The organism is Streptomyces sp. MNU76 (assembly GCF_020982545.1).
Taxonomy (GTDB): domain Bacteria; phylum Actinomycetota; class Actinomycetes; order Streptomycetales; family Streptomycetaceae; genus Streptomyces.
On record NZ_JAJKLK010000006.1, the window covers coordinates 292,385 to 317,795 of the forward strand.

24 protein-coding genes and 1 pseudogene are annotated in these 25,411 nt (G+C 72.3%); 15 read left to right on the forward strand and 10 right to left on the reverse strand.

Annotated elements, in window-relative coordinates; translation table 11 throughout:
- Positions 1-291 precede the first annotated feature (291 nt).
- Positions 292-897 carry a TetR/AcrR family transcriptional regulator gene (locus tag E4N62_RS16565; protein ID WP_230215269.1) on the reverse strand — a complete coding sequence of 202 codons (606 nt, stop codon included), beginning with the start codon at positions 895-897 and terminating at the stop codon, positions 292-294.
- Between the two features lie 176 nt (positions 898-1,073).
- On the opposite strand from E4N62_RS16565, the gene E4N62_RS16570 reads away from it, so the two are divergent.
- Both E4N62_RS16570 and E4N62_RS16575 read left to right on the forward strand, forming a co-directional pair.
- Positions 1,074-2,126, forward strand: coding sequence for a patatin-like phospholipase family protein (locus E4N62_RS16570; RefSeq protein WP_230215272.1), 1,053 nt, complete (start codon positions 1,074-1,076; stop codon positions 2,124-2,126).
- A 1-nt stretch (position 2,127) separates the two neighbouring features.
- Positions 2,128-3,690 (forward strand): NAD(P)/FAD-dependent oxidoreductase, encoded by a 1,563-nt coding sequence (locus tag E4N62_RS16575; protein ID WP_230215274.1) that lies wholly within the window; start codon positions 2,128-2,130, stop codon positions 3,688-3,690.
- Here E4N62_RS16575 and E4N62_RS16580 read toward each other — a convergent pair.
- On the reverse strand, positions 3,687-4,118 hold the full coding sequence (locus E4N62_RS16580) for a hypothetical protein (RefSeq protein ID WP_230215275.1): 432 nt from the start codon (positions 4,116-4,118) through the stop codon (positions 3,687-3,689). The genes E4N62_RS16575 and E4N62_RS16580 overlap by 4 nt on opposite strands.
- Before the next feature lie 218 nt (positions 4,119-4,336).
- Here E4N62_RS16580 and E4N62_RS16585 point away from each other — a divergent pair, with 218 nt between their 5' ends.
- From E4N62_RS16585 to E4N62_RS16625, 9 genes are all read left to right on the forward strand, one after another.
- Positions 4,337-6,148 carry an FAD-dependent monooxygenase gene (locus E4N62_RS16585; protein ID WP_230215276.1) on the forward strand — a complete coding sequence of 604 codons (1,812 nt, stop codon included), beginning with the start codon at positions 4,337-4,339 and terminating at the stop codon, positions 6,146-6,148.
- 176 nt (positions 6,149-6,324) lie between these two features.
- The gene (locus E4N62_RS16590) at positions 6,325-6,735 is read left to right on the forward strand and encodes a hypothetical protein (RefSeq protein WP_230215277.1); all 411 of its coding nucleotides are present in this window, start codon (positions 6,325-6,327) and stop codon (positions 6,733-6,735) included.
- Positions 6,736-6,967: 232 nt separating this feature from the next.
- Positions 6,968-8,122, forward strand: a complete 1,155-nt coding sequence (locus tag E4N62_RS16595) for a SchA/CurD-like domain-containing protein (RefSeq protein WP_184906007.1) — start codon at positions 6,968-6,970, stop codon at positions 8,120-8,122.
- Positions 8,123-8,166: 44 nt separating this feature from the next.
- Positions 8,167-8,622 carry a cupin domain-containing protein gene (locus tag E4N62_RS16600; protein ID WP_230215278.1) on the forward strand — a complete coding sequence of 152 codons (456 nt, stop codon included), beginning with the start codon at positions 8,167-8,169 and terminating at the stop codon, positions 8,620-8,622.
- Complete coding sequence (locus tag E4N62_RS16605) at positions 8,619-9,884, forward strand: beta-ketoacyl synthase (protein WP_230215279.1); 1,266 nt, start codon at positions 8,619-8,621, stop codon at positions 9,882-9,884. The genes E4N62_RS16600 and E4N62_RS16605 overlap by 4 nt, the downstream gene beginning before the upstream one ends.
- On the forward strand, positions 9,881-11,131 hold the full coding sequence (locus E4N62_RS16610) for a beta-ketoacyl synthase N-terminal-like domain-containing protein (protein ID WP_230215280.1): 1,251 nt from the start codon (positions 9,881-9,883) through the stop codon (positions 11,129-11,131). The genes E4N62_RS16605 and E4N62_RS16610 overlap by 4 nt, the downstream gene beginning before the upstream one ends.
- Positions 11,132-11,194: 63 nt before the next feature.
- Positions 11,195-11,452, forward strand: a complete 258-nt coding sequence (locus E4N62_RS16615) for an acyl carrier protein (RefSeq protein ID WP_230215282.1) — start codon at positions 11,195-11,197, stop codon at positions 11,450-11,452.
- Position 11,453: 1 nt separating this feature from the next.
- Complete coding sequence (locus E4N62_RS16620; RefSeq protein WP_152170389.1) at positions 11,454-11,933, forward strand: SRPBCC family protein; 480 nt, start codon at positions 11,454-11,456, stop codon at positions 11,931-11,933.
- 49 nt (positions 11,934-11,982) lie between these two features.
- Positions 11,983-12,315 carry a TcmI family type II polyketide cyclase gene (locus E4N62_RS16625; RefSeq protein ID WP_230215285.1) on the forward strand — a complete coding sequence of 111 codons (333 nt, stop codon included), beginning with the start codon at positions 11,983-11,985 and terminating at the stop codon, positions 12,313-12,315.
- Between the two features lie 37 nt (positions 12,316-12,352).
- Here E4N62_RS16625 and E4N62_RS16630 read toward each other — a convergent pair whose 3' ends face one another.
- From E4N62_RS16630 to E4N62_RS16645, 4 genes are all read right to left on the reverse strand, one after another.
- On the reverse strand, positions 12,353-13,462 hold the full coding sequence (locus E4N62_RS16630) for a methyltransferase (RefSeq protein ID WP_374116998.1): 1,110 nt from the start codon (positions 13,460-13,462) through the stop codon (positions 12,353-12,355).
- Between the two features lie 42 nt (positions 13,463-13,504).
- Positions 13,505-14,569 (reverse strand): nitrous oxide reductase family maturation protein NosD, encoded by a 1,065-nt coding sequence (locus E4N62_RS16635; protein WP_230215287.1) that lies wholly within the window; start codon positions 14,567-14,569, stop codon positions 13,505-13,507.
- 75 nt (positions 14,570-14,644) lie between these two features.
- Positions 14,645-15,841: a YihY/virulence factor BrkB family protein gene (locus E4N62_RS16640; RefSeq protein WP_230215289.1), complete on the reverse strand. Its 1,197-nt coding sequence runs from the start codon at positions 15,839-15,841 to the stop codon at positions 14,645-14,647.
- Positions 15,842-15,898: 57 nt separating this feature from the next.
- Complete coding sequence (locus E4N62_RS16645; protein ID WP_230215291.1) at positions 15,899-17,104, reverse strand: serine hydrolase; 1,206 nt, start codon at positions 17,102-17,104, stop codon at positions 15,899-15,901.
- A gap of 237 nt (positions 17,105-17,341) precedes the next feature.
- Here E4N62_RS16645 and E4N62_RS16650 point away from each other — a divergent pair, with 237 nt between their 5' ends.
- Entirely contained in the window at positions 17,342-18,004 is a 663-nt protein-coding gene (locus tag E4N62_RS16650; RefSeq protein ID WP_230215293.1) for a DUF2637 domain-containing protein, read from the forward strand.
- A gap of 13 nt (positions 18,005-18,017) precedes the next feature.
- Here the strand turns inward: E4N62_RS16650 and E4N62_RS49400 are convergent, their stop codons facing one another.
- The 3 genes and pseudogenes from E4N62_RS49400 to E4N62_RS16660 form a co-directional block, all read right to left on the reverse strand.
- Positions 18,018-18,821, reverse strand: coding sequence for a SpoIIE family protein phosphatase (locus E4N62_RS49400; RefSeq protein WP_374116999.1), 804 nt, complete (start codon positions 18,819-18,821; stop codon positions 18,018-18,020).
- A 136-nt stretch (positions 18,822-18,957) separates the two neighbouring features.
- Positions 18,958-20,553, reverse strand: a pseudogene (locus tag E4N62_RS49405) (PAS domain-containing protein); the annotation flags it as partial.
- A 145-nt stretch (positions 20,554-20,698) separates the two neighbouring features.
- Positions 20,699-21,058 (reverse strand): response regulator transcription factor, encoded by a 360-nt coding sequence (locus tag E4N62_RS16660; protein ID WP_374117000.1) that lies wholly within the window; start codon positions 21,056-21,058, stop codon positions 20,699-20,701.
- A 134-nt stretch (positions 21,059-21,192) separates the two neighbouring features.
- Between E4N62_RS16660 and E4N62_RS16665 the strand changes: the two genes are divergently transcribed.
- Positions 21,193-22,647, forward strand: coding sequence for an APC family permease (locus E4N62_RS16665; RefSeq protein WP_230215295.1), 1,455 nt, complete (start codon positions 21,193-21,195; stop codon positions 22,645-22,647).
- Between the two features lie 311 nt (positions 22,648-22,958).
- Here the strand turns inward: E4N62_RS16665 and E4N62_RS16670 are convergent, their stop codons facing one another.
- Positions 22,959-23,906: a hypothetical protein gene (locus tag E4N62_RS16670; RefSeq protein WP_230215297.1), complete on the reverse strand. Its 948-nt coding sequence runs from the start codon at positions 23,904-23,906 to the stop codon at positions 22,959-22,961.
- A gap of 165 nt (positions 23,907-24,071) precedes the next feature.
- On the opposite strand from E4N62_RS16670, the gene E4N62_RS16675 reads away from it, so the two are divergent.
- Together E4N62_RS16675 and E4N62_RS16680 are read left to right on the forward strand one after the other, a co-directional pair.
- Entirely contained in the window at positions 24,072-24,932 is an 861-nt protein-coding gene (locus E4N62_RS16675) for a hypothetical protein (protein WP_230215299.1), read from the forward strand.
- A 272-nt stretch (positions 24,933-25,204) separates the two neighbouring features.
- On the forward strand, positions 25,205-25,408 hold the full coding sequence (locus E4N62_RS16680; RefSeq protein WP_005483357.1) for a cold-shock protein: 204 nt from the start codon (positions 25,205-25,207) through the stop codon (positions 25,406-25,408).
- The last annotated feature ends 3 nt before the right edge of the window (positions 25,409-25,411 follow it).

Below are 25,411 nucleotides of genomic sequence, written 5' to 3' on the forward strand. Positions count from 1 at the left end.
ACGCCGACTCCCCTGGCTCGGCCGGCCTGGCTCCCCGCACCGGCTCGCCCGACCTGGCTCGGTCTACGCCGAGATACCTGACTCCGTCGGCTCGGCTCCCTGCGCCGGCTCGCCTGACCCAGCCCGCCTGGCTCGACCGCCCTGACGGCCTACGCCGAACTGCCCCACTCCCGCCGAGCCACCTGCCTACGCCGACCTGCCTGACCGTGCCGACTCGCCCGACTCCGCCAGCCTGACTCCCTCCGCCGCCCCACCCGACTCCGCCGACTCGCCTGACTCCACCGGCCCGGCTCACTCCACCCCCGGGTCCCCCATCCGCAGCACCAACCGCAGCGTCTCCGTCAGTACGGCCGTCGGGACGGTCGGGTCGGCCACGCGTTGGACGCCCAGGCCTATCCCCAGGCTGAGGAGGGTCATCGCGGCCCGGTCGGCGGGCATCGCCGGGGAGACGCCCAGCTCCAGCGCCAGCGCGTCGAGCAGGTGGGCGAGCGCCTCACGGACCGCCGCCACGCGCGTCGTGATCTCCCGCCGCAGTTCGTCGTCGTGCCGCGCGCTGGTGAGGAACTCGACCTCCAGCGTGGTCCAGGCCTCGTCGCCGATGTGCGCCTCGGCCCACGCGGCGAAGGCCGCCAGCCGGTCCTCGATCCCGGCCTCGCCCATCACGGCGTCCGTGAGCAGCGCCAGCTGTTCGGCCCGGATGTCGTCGAGGGCGGCGAGGCACAGATGGTCCTTGCTGCGGAAGTTGGAGTAGACGGCGCCCTTGGAGTAGCCGGCCGTCTCGGCGACGTCGCTGAGCGAGGTGGCGGCGTAGCCGTGGGAGAGGAACAGCCGCCGCGCGGTGGCGACCAGCCGCTCACGCGTCCGTTCCTGACTCTCGACGCGGCTGAGGCGGGCCATGTCTCGCTCCCTCTCCTTCTCCCCCTCCGGACGGCCTCCCTCTACAGGCGGCTCGAAGTCCCCGGATCTTATCCCCGCCGGAGGCTGTCCAAGGATTTCGGATACCACTAGTATCCCGATCTCATCGGTATCTGGAATTCGCACGTACTCGACAACCCGAGACTCCGACCGAATAGGTGGATGTGAACGCGGTGGACGCCACGAGCACACGCACGACCCCCTCCAGTCCCCTCCAGTCCCCCAATCCCTCCCGAGGTCTCGTCCTGGGCTGCGGCGGCACCCTCGGCGCGGCCTGGACCATCGCCGCCCTGCACGCGCTGCGGCGGGCCACCGACTGGGACCCGCGCGAGGCCGAGATCCTGGTGGGCACCTCCGCCGGGGCCGAGGTGGCGGCCCTGCTCGGCTCCGGCGTCGGCGTCGACGACCTCCTGGCCGCACAGCTGGGCCGCCGGGACGCCCGCCCCGAGCTCCTCCGGCACTTCGCCGGCCCACCCCGGGCGCTCCCGCCCCGACCTGCGGCCTTCCTCGGATCACCCGGGCTGGCCCGCCGCGCCCTGCGCGGCACGGTCCCCGCCGTGGCCGGGCTGTCCGGTCTGCTGCCCCAGGGGCGCGGTGACGCCCGATGGCTCGCGGCCCTCGCGGACTCCCTCACCCCCGCCGGACGGTGGGTCCCGCACCCGGCGACCTGGCTGGTCGCGACCGACTTCGACACGGGCCGCCGTACGGTCTTCGGGCACCCCGACGCCCGCCCGGCCACCCTGCGGGACGCGCTCAGGGCGTCCTGGGCGGTGCCGGGCTGGTTCCCGCCGGTGCGCATCGCGGGCCGACGGTACGCGGACGGCGGCATCCTCTCCACCGCCTCCGCCGACCTGCTGGTCCCGAGCGGACTCGACGAGGTGTACGTCGTCGCGCCGATGAGCTCCCGCGTCCCCGGACCCCGCCGGGGGCTCGGCCGGGCGGAGGCGCTGCTGCGCCGCGTGATGACCCGCACGCTCGACGCGGAGTGCGCCGCGCTGCGGGCCGCCGGCACCCAGGTCGTCCGGATCGAGCCCACCGCCGCCGACCTGGAGGTGATGGGCGGCAACTTCATGGACCCCCTACGACGCCTGACGGTCCTGGAGACCGCCCTGCGCACGACCCGCGCCGTCGTCCGCGAGGCCCTCCGCGAGGCCGACCGCCAGGCCGCCGGTGCCGCCGCACCCACTGCCGCCACCCGGACAGGAGCCTGAGATGCCGCACCCTGAGAACACCGGGAAGACCGAGAACACCGAGAACCCCGCGACCCGTGACCGCCCGGCCGCCGCGACCGTCACCCACGAGTCCCACCACGTCGAGGCCCTGATCATCGGCAGCGGCCTCTCCGGCATCGGCGCGGCGATCAAGCTGCGCGAGGCAGGGGTCAGCGATCCGGTGATCGTCGAGAAGGCGGACGACCTGGGCGGCACCTGGCGGGACAACACCTACCCGGGCTGCGCCTGCGACGTGCCCTCCGCCCTGTACTCGTACTCCTTCGCGCCGAACCCGGAGTGGACCCGGGCCTTCGCCGGCCAGCCCGAGATCCGCTCCTACCTCCGCGACACCGCCGCCGCGTACGGCATCACGCCCCTCATCCGCTACGGCACCGAGGTCACCCGGGCGCAGTGGAACCCCGGGGACGCCCGCTGGCGCGTCGAGACGAACCGCGGCACCTACACCACCCGCTTCCTGATCTCGGCGGCCGGCCCCTGGCACGAACCGCTGCTCCCCGACATACCGGGCCTGGCCGACTTCCCCGGCGAGGTCTTCCACTCCTCGCGCTGGCGCCACGACGTGGACCTCACCGGCGCCCGGGTGGCCGTCGTCGGCAGCGGCGCCTCGGCCGTGCAGTTCGTGCCCGCGATCCAGCCCCGCGTCGGCCGGCTGCACCTGTTCCAGCGCACCGCCCAGTGGGTGCTGCCCAAGCCCGACCACGCGGTGCCCCGCGCCGAACGCCGGGTGCTGCGGAGCGTCCCCGGGGCCCAACGGGCTCTGCGCAGGGCGGAGTACGCGGCGCTGGAGGCCCTCGGCGTCGGCTTCCGCCACCCGGCCCTGCTGCGGGCGGTGCAGAAGGTGGGCACGCTCCACCTCAGGGCCACCGTCAAGGACCGGGCCCTGCGCCGGGCACTGACCCCCGACTACACCCTGGGCTGCAAGCGCCTGCTCCTCTCCAACACCTACTATCCGGCCCTGACCAGGCCCAACGTCACCGTGCACGCCACGGCGGTGAAAGCCGTCGAGGGCCGCCGGGTCATCGGCGCCGACGGCAGCCGCGCGGACGTCGACACGATCGTCCTGGGCACCGGCTTCCACATCCTCGACATGCCCATCGGACAGCGCGTGTTCGACGCCGACGGCACCAGCCTCGACGACCACTGGAAGGGCAGCCCGGACGCCTATCTCGGCACCACCGTCAGCGGCTTCCCCAACGCCTTCGTCCTCCTCGGACCGCACCTCGGCACCGGACACTCCTCGGCGTACTCGGTCCTGGAGGCCCAACTGGCGTACGTCGCGGGCGCGATACGGCACTTCCGTGCGGCGGGCTGGACCAGCATGGACGTACGCCCCGAAGTACAGGCCGCGTTCCACGCGGAGGTCCAGCAAGCACTCCCCTCCACCGTGTACAACGCGGGCGGCTGCTCCAGCTACTACCTCGACACCAACGGCGTGAACAGCTTCAGCTGGCCCTGGTCCACGGGCCACATGCGCCGGCGCCTGGCCCGGTTCGACCCCGAGGCCTACGAGTCCACCAGGTCCTACGAGTCCACCGGGTCCTAGGAGGCCACGGGGGCCGTCGGCTGAGGCCGCGACCCGCCGGCCGTGACGGCCGCGATCAGGAACGAGACGGCGGTCGTCACGGCGACGGTCCCCAGCATCACCATCCCGACACCGATGACGTAAAGGCCGCTGGCGTCGTCCGGCCAGTCGTAGAAGGAGGCCACGGTCAGACCGGTCGTCGTGCCGGCCACCGCGCCCGCGATGTGCCGTCGGGACGCCGCCCAGTACACCGGCACCAGCAGGGTCAGCACCAGACCGATCACCTGCCACGCCTCGTACGGGCCGGTCGACGAACCGTCAGGCTGCAGATCACGCCGCTGGTCCCAGCCCAGCCACAGGGCCCAGAGGGTCAGCGAGGCCACGGCCGTCACCAGGGTCGGCAGCAGCGGGGACGAGGGCTTCAGGAGGTGCTGGAGTCGTTGGCTCATGGGCCCAGCCTCCCGGCGTGCCGCCGCGCCCGGCAGAGCGCAAGTACTCAGTCGCACCCGAGTACATGAGCGAATCATGCGTAGCTCAGCTCAGCGCACTTCCGCCGAGCGACCCCTAAGCGGGTGAAGCCCGGTCCCGTTCTCCCGGCGCGGGGCATGGATGAAGCCCCCGGCCCGATCCGGACGAGTCGGCGGACACGACGCGCTGGAGTTGAGCGATGAACGCGATGAAGCACAGCCACGAGACGGGGTCGAGCCCCGAGACACGGCAGAGGACCGAGACACGGCAGACGTCCGAGACACGGCAGACGTCCGAGACACAGCAGAGGACCGATCGGGACGCCCCCACCGGCAGCCGCACCCACCACGTCCCGGTCCTCGTCGTCGGGGGTTCCCTCGTCGGCCTGTCGACCTCGGTGTTCCTGGGGCGCCTCGGGGTGCCGCACACCCTGGTGGAGCGGCACGCCGGCACCTCCATCCACCCGCGCGGCCGCGGCAACAACGTCCGCACGATGGAGCTGTTCCGCACGGCCGGCGTCGAGGAGGGCATCCGCCGGGCCGCCGCCACCCTGGCCGGCAACCACGGCATCCTGCAGACGCCCACCCTCGTCGGCGACGCGGGCGAGTGGCTCTTCAAGGAGATCGACGCGGGTGGCGGACTCGCCCGGTTCAGCCCCGGTTCCTGGTGTCTGTGCAGCCAGAACGACCTGGAGCCGGTGCTGCGGGAGCACGCCGAACGGCTCGGTGGCGACCTGCGCTACAACACCGAACTGCTGTCGTTCGACTGTGACTCCTCCGGTGTCACCGCGATCGTCAAGAGCCGCGAGACCGGCGAGCACACCACCGTCCGAGCCGACTACCTCGTCGCCGCCGACGGCCCCCGCAGCCCGATCCGCGAGCAGCTCGGCATCGGCCACAGCGGCCCCGGCGACCTGTTCCACAACGTCAGCGTCACCTTCCGCTCCCGCGGCCTCGCCGAGGTCGTCGGCGACCGTCTCTTCATCGTCTGCTACCTGACGAACCCCGACGCCGACGGGGCGCTGCTGCCCGTGGACAACCGGGAGAACTGGGTCTTCCACCTGCCCTGGCACCCCGAACACGGCGAATCCCTGGAGGAGTTCACCGAAGAGCGCTGCGTCGAGCACATCCGCCGCGCGATCGGGGTGGCGGACCTCGACGTCGAGATCACCGGCAAGGCCCCCTGGCACGCCGCCCAGCGCGTCGCCCGCGGCTACCGGTCGGGCCGGGTCTTCCTGGCCGGCGACTCGGCCCACGAGATGTCCCCCACCGGGGCGTTCGGCTCCAACACCGGTATCCAGGACGCCCACAACCTCGCCTGGAAGCTGGCGGCGGTGCTCGGCGGCTGGGCCGGGGAGGGCCTGCTGGAGACGTACGACGCCGAGCGCCGCCCGGTGGCGGAAGCGACCAGCGCCCGCGCCGCCGCCCGGTCCGTGGAGCACAGCCACCCCGGCTTCGCCCCGGCCCCCGGCATCGGCGGTGGCGGCGGCCCGCAGCGCGGCATCCTCAACGTGGCCCTCGGCTATCGCTATCCGCAGGGCGCCGTGCTCGGCGCCGACCCCGCGTCCCCGGTCGTCCCGGAACGCCTCGACCTGTCCGGCGCCCCGGGCAGCAGGGCACCCCACATGGCGGTACGGCACCGGGGTGAACCCGTCTCGACGCTGGACCTCTACGAGCGCTCGCTCGTCCTCCTCAGCGACGCCGACGCCGCTGAGGACGCCGCTGCCGACGCCGCTGCCGGCGGTGCCGGTTCGGGTGGCTGGCACGAGGCCGCCCTCCGGCTGGCCGAGGAGATGTCCCTCCCCCTGACCTCGTACCGGATCGGCGACGGCCCCGCCGCCGACCTGACGCCCGAGGGCGACGCGGACTGGGCGGAGGTCCACGGCACGGCCCCCGGCGGCGCCGTGCTCGTCCGGCCCGACGGGTTCGTGGCCTGGCGGGCGCCGGGGCCGGTCCCCGACGCCGAGGCACACCTGCGGGAGGTCCTGACCACGCTGTTGGCGAGGTCCTGAGTCCGTCTCCTTCGTGAACTCGCCCGACGGCGCGGGCGCGTTCACCCGGATTCACCCGGGTGATCGCCTTGAGTGGTGAGAGGGAGACGGCTGTCTGACGGTGGATCACGTCGGGGGCGGGTCCCCCCAGCTGACGAGGTGTCGGCTGCCCGCCCCGTCGGCGGAAGGATCGTCAGATGCGCTCTGTACGCATGCTCATGGCCACCGCGGCGGCCTCGGCCCTCCTCGCGCTCGGCGCGCCCGTCGCGTACGCGTCCGGGGGCTGGGACGAGGCGGACTCCTCCTACAGCGGAAAGCAGGACGGCGGGTCCTCCAGCGAGAAGCAGGACGGCGGCTCCTGGAGCGGCAAGCAGGAGGACGGCGCCGCCGGTGCCAAGCAGGAGAACGGCTCCTGGAGCGGCAAGCAGGACGAGGAGTCCTGGGGCGGCAAGCACGAGAAGCCCAGCGGCGGCGTGCACACCGGCGGCGGCGGCCTCGCCGCGCCGGCCGTGACCGCGGGCGGGCTGGCCGTCCTGGCCGTCGCCGGGACGGGGCTGTACGCGGCGCGCCGCAAGAAGACCGCCGCAACCGCCGCAAGCGGGGCCTGACCGTGCCGGGCCCGATAGCCGCGTGACCGGCCGCGCCGCACGACGGCCCGGCCGGTCACCGTCCCCCCGGTCCCCACGCGGCGCCCGTCACCCACCCGGCGCCCCGTCACCCGCGCAGTGCATACGAGTCGCGCGCCTCGTGGGCCGGGCTCAGGATCGAGGCACGCCGACGTCACGCCGATCCGGGCGACGTCCGTCCTTGTCTGCCCCCCACCGAGGAGATGTGCGCAGGATGACCACCACGTCCGAACGTGTTTCCGAGTCACTGCGGCGACAGGTGTCGCAGCGTGTCTCCCAGTCCGTCTTCGACGGCTCCCGGCTCCGTGTCGTCCTCCTCGTGGACGTCTACGACGGCGCCCAGCAGCAGTTCCTGGAGGCGTACGAGCAGCTGTGCAACCAGGTCGCGTCCGTCCCCGGGCACGTCAGCGACCAGCTGTGCCAGTCCATCGAGAACCCCTCCCAGTGGCTGATCACCAGCGAGTGGGAGAGCGCCCCGCCCTTCCTCACCTGGGTGAACAGCGAGGAACACGTGCAGATGGTGCGGCCGCTGCACGACTGTGTCCGCGACACCCGTTCGCTGCGCTTCCACATCGTCCGCGAGACCGGCGGCCCGGCCGTGGCGGCCGAGGCCGGCGAGCGCAGGCTCCAGACCTCGCCCCGGATCGGCGACGGCCTGATCCGGCACGCGCTCACCTTCACGGTCAAGCCCGGCAGCGAGGAGAAGGTCGCCAAGATCCTCGCCGACTACGCCGCGCCGGAGCCGAGGGTCGACGACACCACCCGGCTGTGCCGTACCTCCCTGTTCATGCACGGCAACCGGGTGGTCCGGGCCGTCGAGGTACGGGGCGACCTGCTGGCCGCGCTGCGGCACGTCGCCCGGCAGCCCGAGGTACGGGCCGTCGAGGAGGCCATCAACCCCTATCTGGAGCAGGACCGGGACCTGGACGACCCCGACTCGGCCCGGGTCTTCTTCACCCGCGCGGCGCTGCCCGCCGTCCACCATGTGACGGCCGGCCAGGAGAGCCCGGACGCCGTACGGCACGCCCTGTACTACCCGGCCCGCGAGGGCCAGGGGCTGCGGCTGGCCGAGCTGCTCGCCCGGCAGGACGAGGCGGCGGCGGACGACCCGCAGGGCCCGGTGCTGCGCAGCACGATCTTCCAGCGCGACGACATCGTGGTGCGGCTGGTCGACGTGCGCGGCGGCCTCGACGCCGACCCGGGCCCCGTGCTCGGGCTCACCGACCGGGCCCGCGCGGCCGAGCTGACGGCGCTCCTCGACGGTGAGGCCCTCGGCATGGACGGCTCGCCGCGGGACGACGCCCCCGCCCGGCTGCTCACGGTCGCCCGCATGGACCTCGTCACCGACCGCCGGGCGCCCGACGCCTGACCACCCCTCACCAGTCCGATGCAGCTCATGTTCGGAGGAACGTCGTGATCAATCGCCATCCCAGAGTCGTGGATGTCAGCGAGGTCGAGCCCAACACCCGGCGCGGCGGCGATCTGCGCGCCATGCTGACCCCCAGCACCGTCGGCTCCACCAGCGGTTTCATGGGCGTGGCCATCGTGGCGCCCGGCGACCGCATCGCCGAGCACTACCACCCGTACTCCGAGGAGTTCATCTACGTCATCTGCGGGCAGCTGGAGGTGGACCTCGACGGCGAGGCCCATGAACTCCGGCCCGAGCAGGGGCTGCTGATCCCCGCCCACATGCGGCACCGCTTCCGCAACGTCGGCAACGTGGAGGCCCGTATGGTCTTCCACCTCGGCCCGCTGGCCCCGAGCCCGCCGCTCGGCCACGTCGACACCGAGGACGCGAACGGCGTACCGATCCCGGTGGAGGCGGCGCACGCCGCACGGCCGGCCGAGAACGCCCAGGTCCGCTCATGACCAGGCGCGTGGCGGTCACCGGCATAGGCATCGTCGCCCCCGGCGGCATCGGCGTCCCGGCGTTCTGGGACCTCCTGGCGGGCGGCCGTACGGCGACGCGCGGCATCACCTTCTTCGACCCGTCCGGGCTGCGTTCACGGATCGCCGCCGAGTGCGACTTCGACCCGGCGGCCCACGGACTGGACGCGGACCTGATCGCCCGCTGCGACCGGTACATCCAGTTCGCCCTGGTCGCCGGCGAGGAGGCGATCGCGGACTCCGGCCTCGACCTCGCCGCGGAGAACCCCTGGCGGGTCGGGGTGTCCCTGGGCACCGCCGTCGGCGGCACCACCCGGCTGGAGCACGACTACGTGCTGGTCAGCCACAGCGGCCGGCGCTGGGACGTGGACCACCGGGAGGCCGGTCCGCATCTGCACCGGGCGTTCGCGCCCAGCACCCTCGCCTCCACGGTCGCGGAACGCTTCGAGGCGCGCGGACCGGTGCAGACGGTCTCCACCGGCTGCACCTCGGGCCTCGACGCCGTCGGGTACGCCTTCCACACCATCGAGGAGGGCCGGGCCGACATCTGCATAGCCGGGGCGTCGGACTCGCCGATCTCCCCGATCACCATGGCCTGCTTCGACGCGATCAAGGCCACCTCCCCCAACAACGACGACCCGGCCCACGCCTCCCGCCCCTTCGACGCCGACCGCAACGGGTTCGTCATGGGCGAGGGGGGAGCCGTCCTCGTCCTGGAGGAGCTGGAACACGCCCGGGCCCGGGGCGCGCACGTGTACTGCGAGATCGGGGGCTACGCCACCTTCGGCAACGCCTACCACATGACCGGTCTGACCACGGAGGGCCTGGAGATGGCGCGGGCCATCGAGGACGCCCTCGACCACGCCCGCCTGGACCGTACGGCCGTCGACTACGTCAACGCGCACGGCTCGGGCACCAAGCAGAACGACCGGCACGAGACGGCGGCCGTCAAACGCACGCTCGGCGCGCACGCCTACGACACGCCCATGAGCTCCATCAAGTCCATGGTGGGCCACTCGCTCGGCGCGATCGGCGCCATCGAGGTCGTCGCCTGCGCGCTGGCCCTGGCCCACCAGGTCGTCCCGCCCACCGCGAACTACGAGACCCCGGACCCCGAGTGCGACCTGGACTACGTCCCGCGCGTCGCCCGCGAACGGAAGCTGACCAACGTGCTCTCCGTGGGCAGCGGGTTCGGCGGCTTCCAGTCCGCGGTGGTCATGAGTCTGCCGAGGGAGAAGACATGAGCAAGCGGCGTCCTCGGCGCGCGGCCGTCACCGGAATCGGCGTGGTCGCGCCCAACGGAACGAGCACCGAGACGTTCTGGAAGTCGACCCGGGAGGGCATCAGCGTCCTGGACCGGGTCACCCGCGAGGGCTGCGAGCACCTGCCGCTGAAGGTCGCGGGCGAGGTCCGGAACTTCGATCCGCCGTCGGCGGTCGAGGAGCGCTACCTCGTCCAGACCGACCGGTTCACGCACTTCGCGATGGCCGCCGCCGACCAGGCGCTCGACGACGCCCGCCTGGACCGGCCCGCGACCGACGCGGCCCCGTTCTCGGTGGGCGTGGTCACGGCGGCCGGGTCCGGCGGCGGCGAGTTCGGGCAGCGGGAGCTGCAGCAGCTGTGGTCCAAGGGCAGCCGGTTCGTCGGCCCGTACCAGTCCATCGCCTGGTTCTACGCCGCGAGCACCGGTCAGATCTCCATCCGCCGGGGCTTCAAAGGCCCCTGCGGGGTGATCGCCTCCGACGAGGCCGGCGGTCTCGACGCCGTGGCGCACGCGGCGCGGGCGGTGCGGCGCGGCACCGACGTGATGGTGACCGGCGCGACCGAGGCGCCGCTCGCCCCCTACTCGATGGTCTGCCAGCTCGGCTACCCGGAGCTGAGCACGGTGGCCGACCCGGACCGCGCCTACCGTCCTTTCACGGCGGCGGCCTGCGGCTTCGTGCCCGCCGAGGGCGGCGCGATGCTCGTCGTGGAAGCCGAGGACACCGCCCTGGAACGCGGCGCGCCGGTACGGGCCCACCTCGCGGGCCACGCGGCCACGTTCACCGGTGCCTCCCGCTGGGCGGAGTCCCGGGCGGGGCTCGCCGAGGCGATCCGGGGCGCCCTGGCGGAGGCCGGCTGCGCCCCCGAGGAGATCGACGTGGTCTTCGCCGACGCCCTCGGCACCCCCGAGGCGGACCGGGCCGAGGCCCTGGCGATCACGGACGCCCTCGGCCCGCACGGCACCCGGGTCCCGGTCACGGCGCCGAAGACCGCCGTGGGCCGGGGCAACTGCGCGGCGGCCGTCCTGGACGTGGCGGCGGCGGTGCTCGCGATGGAGCACGGCGTCATCCCGCCCACCCCCAACGTCTTCGACGTCTGCCACGACCTCGACCTCGTCACCTCCCGCGCCCGTGCCGCCGAGCCGCGCACGGCGCTGGTCCTCACCCGGGGACTCATGGGGTCGAACTCGGCGCTGGTGCTGCGACTCGGCCCCGGCGACACCTCCTGACCACTGACCACCCCTCCCCGACGCACCACCTCCGCACCACCCCTCTGCACCAAGGAGAACCGCATGAGTGACCGCATCACCGTGGAAGAACTGTCCGAGCTGATGAGGAAGGCCGCCGGGGTCACCGTCACCCCGGAGGAGCTACGGCAGCACCACGAGTCCGGCTTCGACACCCTCGGCATCGACTCGCTCGGCCTGCTCGGCATCGTCGGCGAGCTGGAGAACCGGTACGGCACGCCGATGCCGCCGGACGCGGAGAAGTGCAAGAGCCCCAAGCAGTTCCTCGACCAGGTCAACAGCGCGCTGATGGCGGGAGCCTGAGATGGCCGGACACACGCAGAACGAGATCACCATCGCCGCACCCGTCGACCTGGTCTGGGACATGACCAACGACGTCGCGAACTGGCCCCGCCTGTTCAGCGAGTACGCCAGCGCCGAGATCCTCTCCCAGGAGGGCGACCGGGTGACGTTCCGGCTGACCATGCACCCCGACGAGAACGGCAAGGTGTGGAGCTGGGTCTCGGAACGGGAGGCGGACCGCGAGACGCTCAGCGTGGAGGCCCGCCGCGTCGAGACGGGGCCCTTCGCCTACATGAACATCCTCTGGGAGTACGAGAAGGTCCCCGGCGGCACCCGCATGATGTGGACGCAGGACTTCTCCATGAAGCCGGACGCGCCGGTCGACGACGACTGGATGACCGACAACATCAACCGGAACTCCAAGGTCCAGATGGCCCTGATCCGGGACCGCATCGAGAAGGCCGCCGCCGAACAGGGCGCCGCGCCGGGCCTGACCGACTGAGCGCCGAGCCTTCGAGCGCCGACCGACCGAGCCGGACGGAGAACACCCCATGCACCAGTCCCTGATCGTCGCCCGGATGGCCCCGGGCGCCGCGCCGGACATCGCCAAGATCTTCGAGGAGTCCGACCGGGGGGAGCTGCCGCACCTCATCGGGGTCTCCCGGCGCAGCCTCTTCCAGTTCGACGACGTGTACATGCACCTCGTCGAGGCCGAGCGGGACCCCACGCCCGTCATCATGAAGATGGCCGGACACCCCGAGTTCCGGGCCATCAGCGAACGGCTGTCGGCGTATGTCTCCGCGTACGACCCGGCGACCTGGCGTTCGCCGAAGGACGCGATGGCGAACTGCTTCTACCGGTGGGACCGGGACAACCCCTCCTGACCGCACCGACAGAACGACAGGCGGACAGGCCGGCGGGTCAGCCGGGCACGTGACAGTCGAACGCGTGCAGATAGGCGTTGACCGGCCGTACGTCGTCGATGACCAGCCCCGCGGCCGTCAGCCGGGAGGTCATGCTGCCGGTGGTGTGCTTGGCCCCGCCGACGTTGAGGAGCAGCAGCAGGTCCATGGCGGTGCTGAACCGCATCGACGGCGAGTCGTCGACGAGGTTCTCGATGACGACGACCCGGGTGCCGGGGCCGCCCGCCCCGATGACGTTGCGCAGCAGCCGGGCGGTGCTGTCGTCGTCCCACTCCAGGATGTTCTTGATGACGTACACGTCGGCCCGGACCGGGACGGCCTCGCGGCAGTCGCCGGGGACGACGCGGGTGCGGTCCGCGAGCGCGCCGCCCGGGCGCAGCCGGGGGTCGGCGTTCTCCACCACGCGCGGCAGGTCGAGCAGGGTGCCGTGCAGGTCGGGGTGCTTCTCCAGCAGGCTGGCGACCACATGGCCCTGCCCGCCGCCGATGTCGGCGACCGACGAACTCCCCGACAGGTCGAGGAACTCGGCCACATCCCGCGCGGACTGGACGCTGGACGTCGTCATGGCCCGGTTGAAGACGTCGGCCGACTGAGGGGCGTCCTCGTTGAGGTAGACGAAGAACTCCTTGCCGTACAGGTCCTCGACGACGTTGTGGCCGGTGCGCACGGCCTCGTCGAGCTTCGGCCAGGCGTCCCAGGTCCACGGTTCGGTGCACCACAGGGCGATGGCGCGCAGGCTGTGCGGGTCGTCCTCGCGCAGCAGCCGGGACATGTCGGTGTGCGCGAACGTCCCGTCCGGCCGTTCGGTGAAGACGCCGTGGCAGGACAGGGCCCGCAACAGCCGTCGCAGCGGCTTCGGTTCGGCCTTCACCGCCGCCGCGAGGTCCTCCACCGGCAGCGGGGTGTCGCCGAGGGCGTCGGCGACGCCGAGCCGGGCGGCGGCGCGCAGGGAGGCGGCGACCGCCGCGCCGAAGACGAGTTCCCTGAACCGCATGGGTGGCGGCGGGGCGGCCGGGGCTCCCTGGGCGGAGGTGTGGGCGGCCTGGGTCCGTGCGGTGCGGGCGGTGGGTGAGGGCTCCCCCGCCGGTCTGGTCTGAGCGGTCGTCATGCGACAGCCTCCTTCTTCGCGTTCATGGACGGCCTCGGCCGGTCAGCACAGTCCCGCGGGCCTGGACGCCCCGCAGGTGTTGCCCGAGAAGGTGTTGCCCTTGCCGGCGGTGTCGGTGTTGACGATGTCCGCCGGGGAGTTGTTCTCCAGGACGTTCCCGGTGATCCGGTTCCGCTCGCTGGTGGTGCCCACGAAGCTCTTCCAGACGACGATGCCGCCGGACAGCGGGGAGGCGCCGGCGTTCCCGGTGATCCGGTTCCGTGTCACCAGGGTTTCCTCGGCGCCGGTCAGCACGATGCCGGTGCCCTGGAGGGCGTCCAGTCGCGCGGTCTTCGGGCAGGACTTGTTGTTGCGGTCGACGAGGTTGTCGCGCACGGTCAGGGCGCCGGCCCTCGGCATGTTCTCGTCGCCGACGACGAAGACGCCCGCGCAGTTGCCGGTGAGGTGGTTGTCCGCGACGGTGAGGTTGCGCAGGCGCCGGACGGTGAGGCCGATCCGGTTGCCCTCCAGGCGGTTGTGGGCGACGACGGTGCCGCCGCTGTCGGTGGCGCCCTGCTCGGCCTTGACGGTGTTCGCGAGGAACAGTCCGGCGTCGCCGTTGTCCCGGGCGGTGTTCTTGCGGAACACGCCGCGCACCGAGCGCTCCTGGGCGATGCCCCACACGCCGTTCTTCACGGCGGTGACGTGCCGCACGGTCAGCCGGTCGGTGTCCTGCGCGAACACCCCGGAGCCGGTGAAGCCGGTCACGGTGAGGTTGGCGACGGTGACGTCCTGGACCTTGTGGTCCTTCGTCCCCATCACACAGATGCCGTTGCCCGCGTCACCGCACGCGTCGGCGGCCTTCGTCACGGCCGGTTCGACGACGGTGCGGGGGCCCATGCCGCGCAGGGTGATGCCGTGGGTGCCGATCCGGACGCTCTCGCGATAGGTGCCGGAGGCCACGAGGACCGTGTCCCCGGGCGCCGCGGCGTCCACCGCCTGCTGGATGGACTCCCCCGGGAAGACCACGTGGGTCGGGTGGTGGGCGACGGCCTGCGGGGCGGCCCCGAGCCCCACCCCGATGACCGCCGCGACGCACGCCAGATAGCCAATATGCCATTTCTTCATATTCCGCAACATATGACCATGGGCCGCGCAAACCGGCCCGATGGTCCATCCGACGGCGTGTCACCGCGCCACGGGTCAGCGGCCGTCGGCGCCCATGCGCCGTCGGTCCTCCTCGTCCCAGGCGCGGGTGTCGCGCGGTTCGACGTACGGCTCCTCGTGGGGCGGATGGCCGCCCGCCAGGGCCCGCTGACGCGCCAGTTCGGCGTCGAACTCCAGGCCGAGGAGGATCGCCAGGTTGGTGATCCACAGCCACACCAGGAAGATGATCACACCGGCGATCGCGCCGTAGGTCCGGTTGTACGAGCCGAAGTTGGCCACGTAGAACGCGAATCCGGCCGAGGCCACCATCCAGATCAGCAGGGCGAGCAGGCTGCCCGGGGTGATCCACTTGAAGCCGCGGACCTTCGCGTTCGGGGCGGCCCAGTACAGGACCGCGATCATGATCGTGACCAGCAGGACCAGCACCGGCCACTTCGCGATCGACCACACGGTCAGCGCCGTGTCACCGACCCCGAGGGTGGTGCCCACCTCCTTGGCGAGGGCGCCGGTGAACACCACGATCAGGGCGCTGATCACGGCCATCACCATCAGCGCCACCGTGACCCCGACCCGGACCGGCAGCACCTTCCACACCGGACGGCCCTCGGGGACGTCGTACACCGCGTTCGCGCTCCTGATGAACGCCGCGACATAGCCGGAGGCCGACCACACCGCGAGCGCCAGGCCCACGATCGCCATGATCGAGCCCAGTCCGGCGTTGCCCTGCATCTGCCGGACGGCGTTGGTGAGGACGTCCCGCGCGGCACCGGGGGCGAGCTGCTGGATGTTGTCCAGCACCTGCTGCGTCGCCGAGCGCCCGACGATCCCCAGCAGGGAGACGAGCGCCAGCAGCGCCGGGAACAGGGCGAGGATCCCGTAGTAGGTCAGCGCCGCCGCCCGGTCGATCAGCTCGTCCCTCTTGAACTCCTTCAGGGTGCCCTTCAGCACCGCCCACCACGAGCGTTTGGGCAGCTCACCGGGGCTGTCCGGCGCCCGCCGCTCCACCTCCTCGTCCGGCCCGGCCGCCGGCGCCCGCGCGGCCTCGTCCTCCTGGCCGCGCCGGGCCTGCGTGTCGTACCGGGCATCCGTGTCGCGCCCGGTCTCCTCGTCGCGCTCGAACCGGTCGTCGCGCCCGACCTGGTCCTCGCGCCCGACCTGGTCGGCGTGGCCGCCGTAGCCCGGGTGCCCGCCGTGCCGTCCCTGCCCTCTGTGCCAATTCAGCGTTCGCATCATGCCCGTGCGGGTAACCGACCGGGCACGGCTCATACATGCGCATTCACGGCAAATCGTTCAGCGTGGGGGTGCCGGGCGGTCGTAGACGTTGTCCGGGGTGACGAGCTCCGTGATCGCTCGGGCGACCAGCGAGGACGGCTCCTGGCCCTGGTACGTCACGTCGGTGTTGAGCAGCAGCACCAGGGTGGCCCTGCGTTCCGGCAGGTGCACGGTGACGCTCTGGTAGCCCGGGATGGAGCCGTTGTGCCCGATCCAGCCGCCGCTCTCGAAGATGCCGAGGCCGTAGTCGGTGCCGGGGAAGCCGGTCGGCAGCATCCGGAGCCGTTCGGCCTGGGTCCGCGGGCTGAGCAGGGTCCCGGTGGCGACGACCTCGGCCCAGCGGCGCAGATCGCGCAGCTGCGAGATCATCGCGCCGGCCGCCCAGGCCCAGCTGGGGTTCCAGTCCGTGGCGTCCTCGATCGCACCGCTGAGCGTCTGGTTCGTGTAGCCGCGCGCGTGCGGCTCGGGGAACCCGGGACCCTCGGCGAACAGCGTGCGGCGCAGCCCGGCCGGGCCGATCACGTGCCGGCGCAGGTAGTCGGCGAAGCGCTTGCCGGTGACCTTCTCCACCACCAGGCCGAGCAGGACGAAGTTGGTGTTGGAGTACTGGAACCGTTCACCCGGCGCGAAGGTGTTCGGATTCCGGAAGGCGTACGCGAGCAGCTCCCGGGGCGTGAACGAGCGGCTCGGGTCGCTCAGCAGGGTGTGCGCGAAGCCCGGGTCGGCGCTGTACGGGAAGAGGCCGCTGCGCATCTGCGCGAGGTGGCGCAGGGTGATCCGGCGGCCGTTCGGGACGCCCCGGACGTAGCGGGAGACCGGGTCGTCCAGGCGCACCCGGTGGTCGTCGACGAGCCGGAGCAGTGCGGTGGCCGTGAAGGTCTTGGTCTCGCTGCCGATCCGCAGGAACAGGTCGGGGCTCATCGGCCGGCGGGTGACGGTGTCGGCGACCCCGGTCGACCGGACGTAGCAGCCCCGGCCCGGCATCCACAGGCCGACGGTGACCCCGGGGATGCCGACCTCGCGGCGGACACCCTCGACGGCTTGGTCCAGACGGGCGGTCAGTGCGGGGCCGAGACCGCCGCGCGGACAGTCGTTCTTGTCGTACCGGCCCTTGTCGTATCGGCCTTTGTCGTACCGGGCGGCCGCCGCGTGCACGGCGGTCGCGGGTGCCGTCACGATCGGGGCCAGCACGGACGCCACCAGCAGCGCGGCGGCAAGCGTCACCGTCCGAGCCGTGGGCACATGCCTCTGCCCCGTACAACATTGCGCGAGTTCACTCGTTCGGATGCAGCCGGTACTTCACTGTTTCAACAGCCATTCACCGTAGTTCGCCCCTCGCGGAAATCGGCGCCGATCGCTATTCTCCCGAATGCCCAAAATCACGCTCGGCGTTCCTCGTGCCGGTCGGAAAAACGGATCCCTCATGGAGCAGGATTCAAAATGAGAACCGATTATGATTCGGTGGATCACAACCCTGACGGGGTTCAGCAGATCGACACCCAGCCCATCTGGCTCCCGGGCCCGCGTGCCGCTTCGGACGTATGGGACCCGGACGCCGAGCTGATCCAGATGGCGTACGCGACGCACGGCCTGACTCCCGAGCCGACACTGTCGGCCGTCCGTGACCTGCCACGACGCCCGGTCAGTCGGCGACGGCCCCGCCCGGGGGCCCACTTCTTCGCCAGGAACCCCCGGATCGTCCCCGTCGCGTTCTTAATTACGACTATCGCCGTGTGCGCACTGACCATGCTTTTTTGGTCCGTCTCCTATTCATACATTCAGCTGCGCGACATCGCGCTGCTGGTGGTGTCGGAGCATCTCGCGCGCTGGTGGCCGCTGACCGTGTACGGGCCGTGGCTGCTGGCGGGTCTGTCGATTCTCCGGGCGTCCGTACAACAGCGCACCGCCCGGCGTTCCTGGGCGGTGATGCTGCTCGCCTCCGGCACGGCGGTCGCGTTGTGCATCGGCCAGTCGACGAGTTCCCTGCTGGCCATGGTGATCGTCGGAATTCCGCCCATCACCGCGCTGGTCTGTTTCCGTGAACTCGTCGGTCAGTTCTCGTCCGGGCCCGGCCCTCGGCACGCCGCGGACACCCTCGTCGGCCCCAAGCAGGGCAGGCGGTAGGCGGCCGCGCACGTCATCCGAGGGCCTGTTCCGTCCAGATCGTCTTGCCCGTCGGGGTGGGGCGGGTGCCCCAGCGCTGGGTGAGCTGGGCGACCAGGAGCAGGCCCCGGCCGCCCTCGTCGAAGCTGCGGGCGCGGCGCATGTGCGGTGCCGTGCTGCTGCCGTCCGAGACCTCGCAGATGAGGCTCTCGTCGTGGATGAGCCGCAGCCGGACGGGCGGCTCGGCGTGCCGGATGGCGTTGGTGACCAGCTCGCTGACGACCAGCTCGGTGACGAAGGCCGCGTCGTTCAGGCCCCAGGCGTCCAGTCGGCCGAGCGCGTTCTTGCGGGCCTCGGCGACGGCCGAGGGGTCGGCGGCCACGTCCCAGGTGGCGATCCGGCCGGGGTCGAGGGCGCGGGGGCGCACGAGGAGCAGGGCCACGTCGTCGGTGGGCCGCTCCGGCAGTACGGAGCCCAGGACCCGGTCGCACAGCGCGTCCAGGGAATCGGCGGTGGGGGTGTCGAGGGCCTGGCACAGACGGGTGATGCCGTCGTCGATGTCGGTGCGGGAACCCTCACCGTCGGCGTCGCGGGACCCGAGCAGGCCGTCGGTGTAGAGGGCGAGCAGGCTGCCCTCGGGCAGTTCGGTGTCCAGCGACTCGAAGGGCAGACCGCCCAGGCCCAGCGGGGGCCCCGCCGGGAGGTCCAGCAGGGCGGCGGTGCCGTCCGGCCCCACCACGACCGGCGGCGGATGCCCGGCCCGCGCGAGCGTGCACCGCCGTGACACGGGGTCGTACACGCCGTACAGGCAGGTCGCGCCGACGACCCCGGTCGTCACGTCCGCCGCGGCGCCCCCGGTGATCCGGCCCCGGCCGCGCTCGCCCGTCCCCGGGCCGTTCCGCGGCCTCCGCCTCGGTGGCCAGCCGGGCCACCAGGTCGTCGAGGTGGGTGAGGAGTTCGTCGGGGGGCAGGTCGATGTCGGCGAGGGTACGGACGGCGGTACGCAGCCGGCCCATGGTCGCCGAGGCGTGGATGCCGTGGCCGACGACGTCGCCGACGACCAGCGCCACCCTGGCCCCGGAGAGCGGGATGACGTCGAACCAGTCGCCGCCCACCCCGGCGCGGGCGCCGGCCGGGAGGTAGCGGGAGGCCACCTCCACCCCGGCCTGCTCGGGCAGGCTCTGCGGCAGCAGGCTGCGCTGGAGGGTGACGGCGGTGCCGCGTTCGCGCGTGTAGCGCAGGGCGTTGTCGATGCTGACCGCCGCGCGGGCCGCCAGCTCCTCGGCGAGGACGAGGTCGTCCTGTTCGAAGGGGTCGGGGTGCCGGTGGCGGATGAAGACGGCGACACCCAGGGTGGTGCCGCGCGCGGTGAGCGGCACGGTCATCGCCGAGTGGAACCCGTAGTCGCGGATGCGGGCGGTCCGCAGCGGGTCCTCGGCCACCCAGTCGGCGATCGCGGGCTCGGTCACCTGGAACAGCAGGGCACGCCCCGACCGCAGGCTGCGCACCGGCGGCGAGCCGTCCGGGTACTCGTCGACCTCGCCGGGCGCGAGGACCGCCTCGGGCGTCCCCTGGTTGACGGACCGGTGGGCGATCCGCCGCAGGGCGAGGGCGTGGCCCGCCGCGGGCAGCCGCGGGACCCGGCCGTACTCCTCCGCCGCGCCGAGGACGGGGGAGAAGCCCTCGTCGAGGGAGGCCAGCAGGTCGACGCTGATGAAGTCGGCGAGGTCCGGCACGGCGATGTCCGCCAGTTCCTGCGCCGTCCGCGTCACGTCGAGGGTGCTGCCGATGCGGCGGCCCGCCTCGGCGATCAGTTGCAGGCGTTTGCGGGCCCAGTACTGCTCGGTCACGTCGTGCCCGGTGGTGGCCACGCCGAGGACGCGGCCGTCCTCGCCGTGGAGCCGGTAGACGTCCACCGACCAGGCGTGCTCGCGGGTCTCCCCGGGGGCCCGCGTGTGGTTCTCCAGGTATCGCGGTTCGCCGGTCTCCAGGACCTGCCGCATCACCCGCTCCAGCTCCCCCACGGCGGGATCGTCCACGGCCTCCGAGATGCGCAGCCCGCGCAGGTCGTCGTCGCTCAGGCCCAGCGCCCGGCCCGAGCCCTGGTTCGCCGCGCGGTACCGCAGGTCCGTGTCGTGCACCGAGGTCGCGCAGGACGGGGAGTCGAGGAAGCCGTGCAGCGCGAGCGCGTCGTCGCCGGAGCGCGGCAGCGTCCCCGTCAGGGCGGAGACCAGGAACCAGTCGCGGACCCCGCCGTAGGACGTGCGGTGGTGCGCCAGCACCCTGACCTCCAGCCGGCGCCCGTCGCGGTGCCTGAGGACGAGGGTGCCGTGCCAGCGCGGCAGGTCGGAGAAGGCCGGGAGTGCGTCCGCCGGGGGCTGCTCGGCGAGCAGGGAGGTCGCCGGCAGGCCCAGGATCTGCGTCGGGGCGTACCCGAGGAGGCGTTCGGCGCCGGCGCTCCAGCCGGTGACGGTGCCCTGTTCGTCGACGGTGGCCCGCGCGGTCAATGCCTCACCGGCGGGGTCCGGGCCGGAGCCCGCACCCGGTGCGCCGACGACACGCCGCTCCATGTCCGCTCACCTCGCTCTCACCGGGCTCCGGTCCAGGCGAGGCCACATCCCACCTAGGCCGCACCTCTATCTTCGATATGTCCCTCTACATCCTTTTCACACTATTCCCGGCCCGCCGGGTGGACCTCAGCTCCACTGCGGGCGGTCAGCGGCGGCGCGTCCACCCGGTATCAGGCTCCGCCCCCGCCGGAGTCCTCCCCTCCCCGGCGGAACCCTCACTCCTCCACGACGCCCAGGCCGCGATCTCGACGCGGTTGCGGGCCGGGAGTCCGGTCTGGATGTTGCCGAGGCGGGTCTTCACCGTGCCGACCGAGATGGACAGCTCGGCGGCGATCTCGGCGTTGGTGCGGCCGGTGGCGACGAGCCGGACCACGTCCGTCTCACGGGCCGAGAGACCGGAGTCCCGGAGGGGGGCCGGGGCGACCGTGGCGGCCGACGCCACCACCCTGCCGAGCGGTACGGCCGACGGCGCGACCCTGGCCGCGTCCGGGCGCCGGACGCACACGGAACGTCGTAAGTACCCGAACAATCTGTGGCCCTACACGTGTCACTCCCTTGCCAGCCGGACGGGTTGGGGCAAACATGGGGCAGCTCGTTTGAGCCGAAACTAAACTCCTCTCTCCGCCCGACAGGTGAAGCATGTCTACAAGTGCGTCCAGGACGCGGCACGCGGCCGGCGACGGCTACGCCACCGGCTCCCTCAAACAGAACGCGCTCGGCGTCCTGGGCATCCTCTTCTTCGTCCTCTCCGCACAGGCACCACTGACCGGTGTCGCCGGAGCGGCCCCGGTGGCGACAGCCATCGGCAACGGCCCGGGCGTCCCCGCGATGTACCTGGTGGCCGGCGTCGTGGTCCTGCTCTTCTCCGTCGGCTACGTCGCGATGGGCCGCCATGTCGTCGACGCGGGCGCCTTCTACTCGTACGTCGGCAAGGGCCTCGGCGGTACGGCGGCGGCGGGCAGCGCGGGAGTGGCGCTCCTCGCCTACCACGCCATCCAGGCGGCGGTGTACGGGCTGTTCGGCGCCGTGATGAACGGACTGGCGCTGCAGTACCTGGACACGGACATCCCCTGGTGGCTGTTCGCGCTCGGCACGATGGTGATCGTGCAGGTGCTCGGCGCGACCGGTGTCGACGTGGGCGCCAAGGTGCTCGCCGTGTTCGTGCTCGCCGAGATCAGCCTGCTGCTGGTCTTCGCCGTGGTGACGCTCCTCAAGGGCGGCGGCCCCGAAGGGCTGGCCCCCGGCTCCTCCTTCTCCCTGTCGGCGGCGCTCGACGGCGCGCCCGGGGTGGCGCTGATGTTCGCCGTGGCGTCGATGTTCGGCTTCGAGGCGACCGCGATCTACGGCGAGGAGGCGCGCGAGCCGCACCGCACCGTCCCCCGGGCCACCTATCTGGCGGTCGTCCTCGTCACCGCGTTCTTCGCCTTCACGTCCTGGATGCTGATCTCCGCGCACGGCCCCTCCTCCAGCGCGGCCGCCGCGGGCAAGGCGCTGGAGGCCGGGGACGGGGCCGGTTTCGTCGCCGCGCCCGTCTCCGCCGAACTCGGCGCGTGGGCGGGCGACGCCCTGCCGATGCTGCTGGCCACCTCGCTCTTCGCCAGCATCCTGGCGTTCCACAACTCCGCCAACCGCTACCTGTTCTCGCTGGGCCGGGAGGGGCTGCTGCCGCGCTCGCTGAGTTCGCTCAACGGCCGCCAGTCGCCGTGGCTCGCGGGTGTCGTGCAGACCGGGGTCGCCGCGCTGCTGGTGTTCCCCTTCGCGCTGGCCGGGAAGGACCCCGTGCTCACGCTCTTCTCCTGGCTGAGCGGTCTCGCCGTCCTGGCGATCATGCTGCTGTACCTGCTGACCTCGGTGTCGGTCATCGTGTACTTCCGCAACGAGCGGTCCGGCGACACGCGACGGTGGAACACGCTGATCGCCCCCGCGCTGGGCGCGGGCGGCATCGCCGGGGCGATCTGGCTGATCATCGCCAACTTCACCACACTCATCGGCGGCGACACGACGACGGCGGTGTGGCTGGCGTTGGCGGTACCGGGGGCGCTGCTGGCGGGGATGGCCATGCCGATGCTTTCGCACCCACCGAGCCGGAGGTAGGGCCGACGGGGTGCGGGTGAGGGGCGAGAGGGGTGCGTGGTCGGGTGCGGGCCCGGTGGGGCTTCTCGCGCAGTTCCCCGCGCCCCTGAGAAGCAGGGGCTGCGCCCCCTGCTTCTCAGCCCCGCAGCCCACCGCTTTCAGCCCCGCAGGACCACGACCTTCCGGCCCGCAGGGCCGTGGTCTTCCAGGCCCGCAGGGCCTGGTCTTCAGGGGCGCGGGGAACTGCGCGAGAAGCCCCACCGGACCTGCGGTCGCCGACGAACCCACACCCCCACCTCGATGCGCGCCCGGTCACCACACCGCGCGCCCGGTCACCCCACCGCGCGCCGCTGCCACGCACCGAACGTCTCCAGCGGCTCCCCACTCTCCAGCGCCCACGGATACGCCGTGACCAGCCCTCCGATCGCCCGGAACACCTCCCCCGCCTCCCCGACCCGCTTCGCCTGCACCAACGCGTACGCCAGCAGGTTGAGGTCGGCGACGGCCGCCGCATGGGTCAGATACCCGGCACGCGGCCAGTCCGCCGTCGCCCGGTCCAGCGCCGCCACCGCGTTCGGCCGGCTCCACAGGTGGACCGCGGTGAGCGCCTCCACACCGCCCTGGTCCAGCGTGCCCTGGTAGAGGTCGATGAGCGCGGCGATCTCCAGCCCCGCCGTCGGTGCCGTGGGCGCCGCCCCCGCGCGCACCCGGTCCAGGAAGTCGACGGTCTGCGCGTGCGAGCCGCACTCCCACGGCGAGAGATAGCCGAGCATCTGGAAGTGCGCCTCGCGGTGCCACGGGTCACGCCGGACGATCTCGTCCCAGAGCGGAAAGACCTCCTGGCTCGGCCGGCGCCACAGCCGCAGCAGACCGAGCCGCACCACCCACGGCGTGGGATCCTCCGGCCGCAGTGCGGCGGCGTGCTCACAGGCGTCGAGCGCCTCCCGGGTCTCCCCCGGCACCGGCTGCTCCTCGTACCGCGCCCGCAGCAGGACACCCCACGCGAACAGCAGCTGCGCGTCCGGGTCCTGTCCCTGCTCCTCCGCCCAGGAACGCTGGAGGGCGGGGGAGGTCGACTCCGCGAGGACGCTCAGCCGGTGGGCCCTGCGGTCCCAGTCACGCCCGCTGTCGCGCAGCAGCTGCTCGACCATGGCCACCGCGAGACTGCGACCGCCCGAACTCCCCCTCTCCACAAGACGTTTGCGCACCTTCCCGAGATCCGCGTCGTCGAGTTCGGGGGCGAGTCTGGTCGTGCCGCGCCGGCGACCGAGGAGAGCCATGGCCGGAGAGTAACGAATTTTGGTCGCACAGTGATGATTCGAGATGGACGTATGCCGATCCGATATTCCGACCGGCAGACGAGGGCGAGGAGTGTAGTACCAACTCGCCTATTCCGATGGGAACTTCACCTTATGTGCGCGATCTTCCCTCCCTATCATCGGAAGATGACGGAACCGACACAGCCCGGCCCGTACACGGGTCAGCCCGTACCTCAGCCCCAGCCGATGGCTTCCGCGCCCGGCTGGGCCCCGCCCCCGCAGCAAGGGGCCCCCTCTCCGTACGCGACCACGCCGCCCGCCGGCTACGGCAGACCCGCCTCCCCGCCGGGAGACCCGGCGGCGACCGCCGACCGAGTGTCCGGCGGGCTGCTGATACCCGCAGCCCTGTTCGCCGTCGGCGCCTCGTTCGCCACGCTGACCAAGTCGGTCCAGTACCTCGACGACGCGTCGGAGGAGCCGTCCTTCACGACCATCGCGACGGCGTGGTCCTACACCAACGGAGCGACCGGGGAGCCGACGCAGTCGGTCACCCGGTTCGCCGGCGTCATGCTGCTCGTCGTCGGTCTCCTCGCCATCGCCACCGCCCTGCTGCTCCTCACCGGCCGCGCCCGCCGGCTTCCGGTGGGCCCCGCGCTCGGCGTCGGGAGCGCCGTGCTGCTCCTCGGCACGACCCTGTCGGTGCTGACGGAGGCGCTCGACGACACCCAGTGGGACACGGAGGGCCGGACGACCAGTTTCGGCCTGGGCTTCGCTCTGCTGATCGTCGCCTGCCTGCTGGCCCTCGGCGCGACCGTGACCACCGTCCTCGGCACCCGACGCCCCGCCACCGCCTTCCCCGGACCCGCGCAGCCGTCGCAGCCGCCGCAGCCGCCGCAGCTCTGGCAGGCCGCGCCCGGCGGTGTTCCGGGCGCCCCCGGTGCGCCCGGTGCGCCCGATACCCCCGGTGCACCCGGTGCGCAGGCCGCCGCTCAGCCGGCCCCACCGTTCCCGCCGGCCCAGCCCCCGGCTCCCCCGACGCAGGGCTGATCCCTTCCCGATCCCGGCTTCTCACCCAGCGGTGTCCGCAGGAGTGTGCCGTGTCACCCTGCGGGCACCCCTCGCCTGTGCTACCTTGACCTGAAGTGGCAGTTTTGGTTACCAGAGGCTTCTGAGTGCTCTTCGACCTTCCGTCGACGAGCACTCTTTGTTGTTTCCGGGGCTTTCCGGGACTTTCTCAACTTCCCGTCGGGTCGAACCGTTGCTGCGACACCGGGTCCGCACAGTGTGGGCTCCGGGCACTGCATCAAGGGAGTTTCAGCATGGCATCCGGCACCGTGAAGTGGTTCAACTCGGAAAAGGGCTTCGGCTTCATCGAGCAGGAGGGTGGCGGCCCCGACGTCTTCGCCCACTACTCGAACATCGCCACCTCCGGCTTCCGTGAGCTTCAGGAAGGCCAGAAGGTGACTTTCGACGTCACGCAGGGCCAGAAGGGCCCCCAGGCCGAGAACATCGTTCCCGCCTGACGC

Bases quoted from the DNA above. Each gene is read 5' to 3' on its own strand.
- E4N62_RS16565 (WP_230215269.1), bottom strand. From the start codon at position 897: ATGGCCCGCCTCAGCCGCGTCGAGAGTCAGGAACGGACGCGTGAGCGG.
- E4N62_RS16575 (WP_230215274.1), top strand. From the start codon at position 2,128: ATGCCGCACCCTGAGAACACCGGGAAGACCGAGAACACCGAGAACCCC.
- E4N62_RS16580 (WP_230215275.1), bottom strand. From the start codon at position 4,118: ATGAGCCAACGACTCCAGCACCTCCTGAAGCCCTCGTCCCCGCTGCTG.
- E4N62_RS16585 (WP_230215276.1), top strand. From the start codon at position 4,337: ATGAACGCGATGAAGCACAGCCACGAGACGGGGTCGAGCCCCGAGACA.
- E4N62_RS16590 (WP_230215277.1), top strand. From the start codon at position 6,325: ATGCGCTCTGTACGCATGCTCATGGCCACCGCGGCGGCCTCGGCCCTC.
- E4N62_RS16595 (WP_184906007.1), top strand. From the start codon at position 6,968: ATGACCACCACGTCCGAACGTGTTTCCGAGTCACTGCGGCGACAGGTG.
- E4N62_RS16605 (WP_230215279.1), top strand. From the start codon at position 8,619: ATGACCAGGCGCGTGGCGGTCACCGGCATAGGCATCGTCGCCCCCGGC.
- E4N62_RS16610 (WP_230215280.1), top strand. From the start codon at position 9,881: ATGAGCAAGCGGCGTCCTCGGCGCGCGGCCGTCACCGGAATCGGCGTG.
- E4N62_RS16615 (WP_230215282.1), top strand. From the start codon at position 11,195: ATGAGTGACCGCATCACCGTGGAAGAACTGTCCGAGCTGATGAGGAAG.
- E4N62_RS16620 (WP_152170389.1), top strand. From the start codon at position 11,454: ATGGCCGGACACACGCAGAACGAGATCACCATCGCCGCACCCGTCGAC.
- E4N62_RS16625 (WP_230215285.1), top strand. From the start codon at position 11,983: ATGCACCAGTCCCTGATCGTCGCCCGGATGGCCCCGGGCGCCGCGCCG.
- E4N62_RS16630 (WP_374116998.1), bottom strand. From the start codon at position 13,462: ATGACGACCGCTCAGACCAGACCGGCGGGGGAGCCCTCACCCACCGCC.
- E4N62_RS16635 (WP_230215287.1), bottom strand. From the start codon at position 14,569: ATGAAGAAATGGCATATTGGCTATCTGGCGTGCGTCGCGGCGGTCATC.
- E4N62_RS16640 (WP_230215289.1), bottom strand. From the start codon at position 15,841: ATGATGCGAACGCTGAATTGGCACAGAGGGCAGGGACGGCACGGCGGG.
- E4N62_RS16665 (WP_230215295.1), top strand. From the start codon at position 21,193: ATGTCTACAAGTGCGTCCAGGACGCGGCACGCGGCCGGCGACGGCTAC.
- E4N62_RS16670 (WP_230215297.1), bottom strand. From the start codon at position 23,906: ATGGCTCTCCTCGGTCGCCGGCGCGGCACGACCAGACTCGCCCCCGAA.
- E4N62_RS16675 (WP_230215299.1), top strand. From the start codon at position 24,072: ATGACGGAACCGACACAGCCCGGCCCGTACACGGGTCAGCCCGTACCT.
- E4N62_RS16680 (WP_005483357.1), top strand. From the start codon at position 25,205: ATGGCATCCGGCACCGTGAAGTGGTTCAACTCGGAAAAGGGCTTCGGC.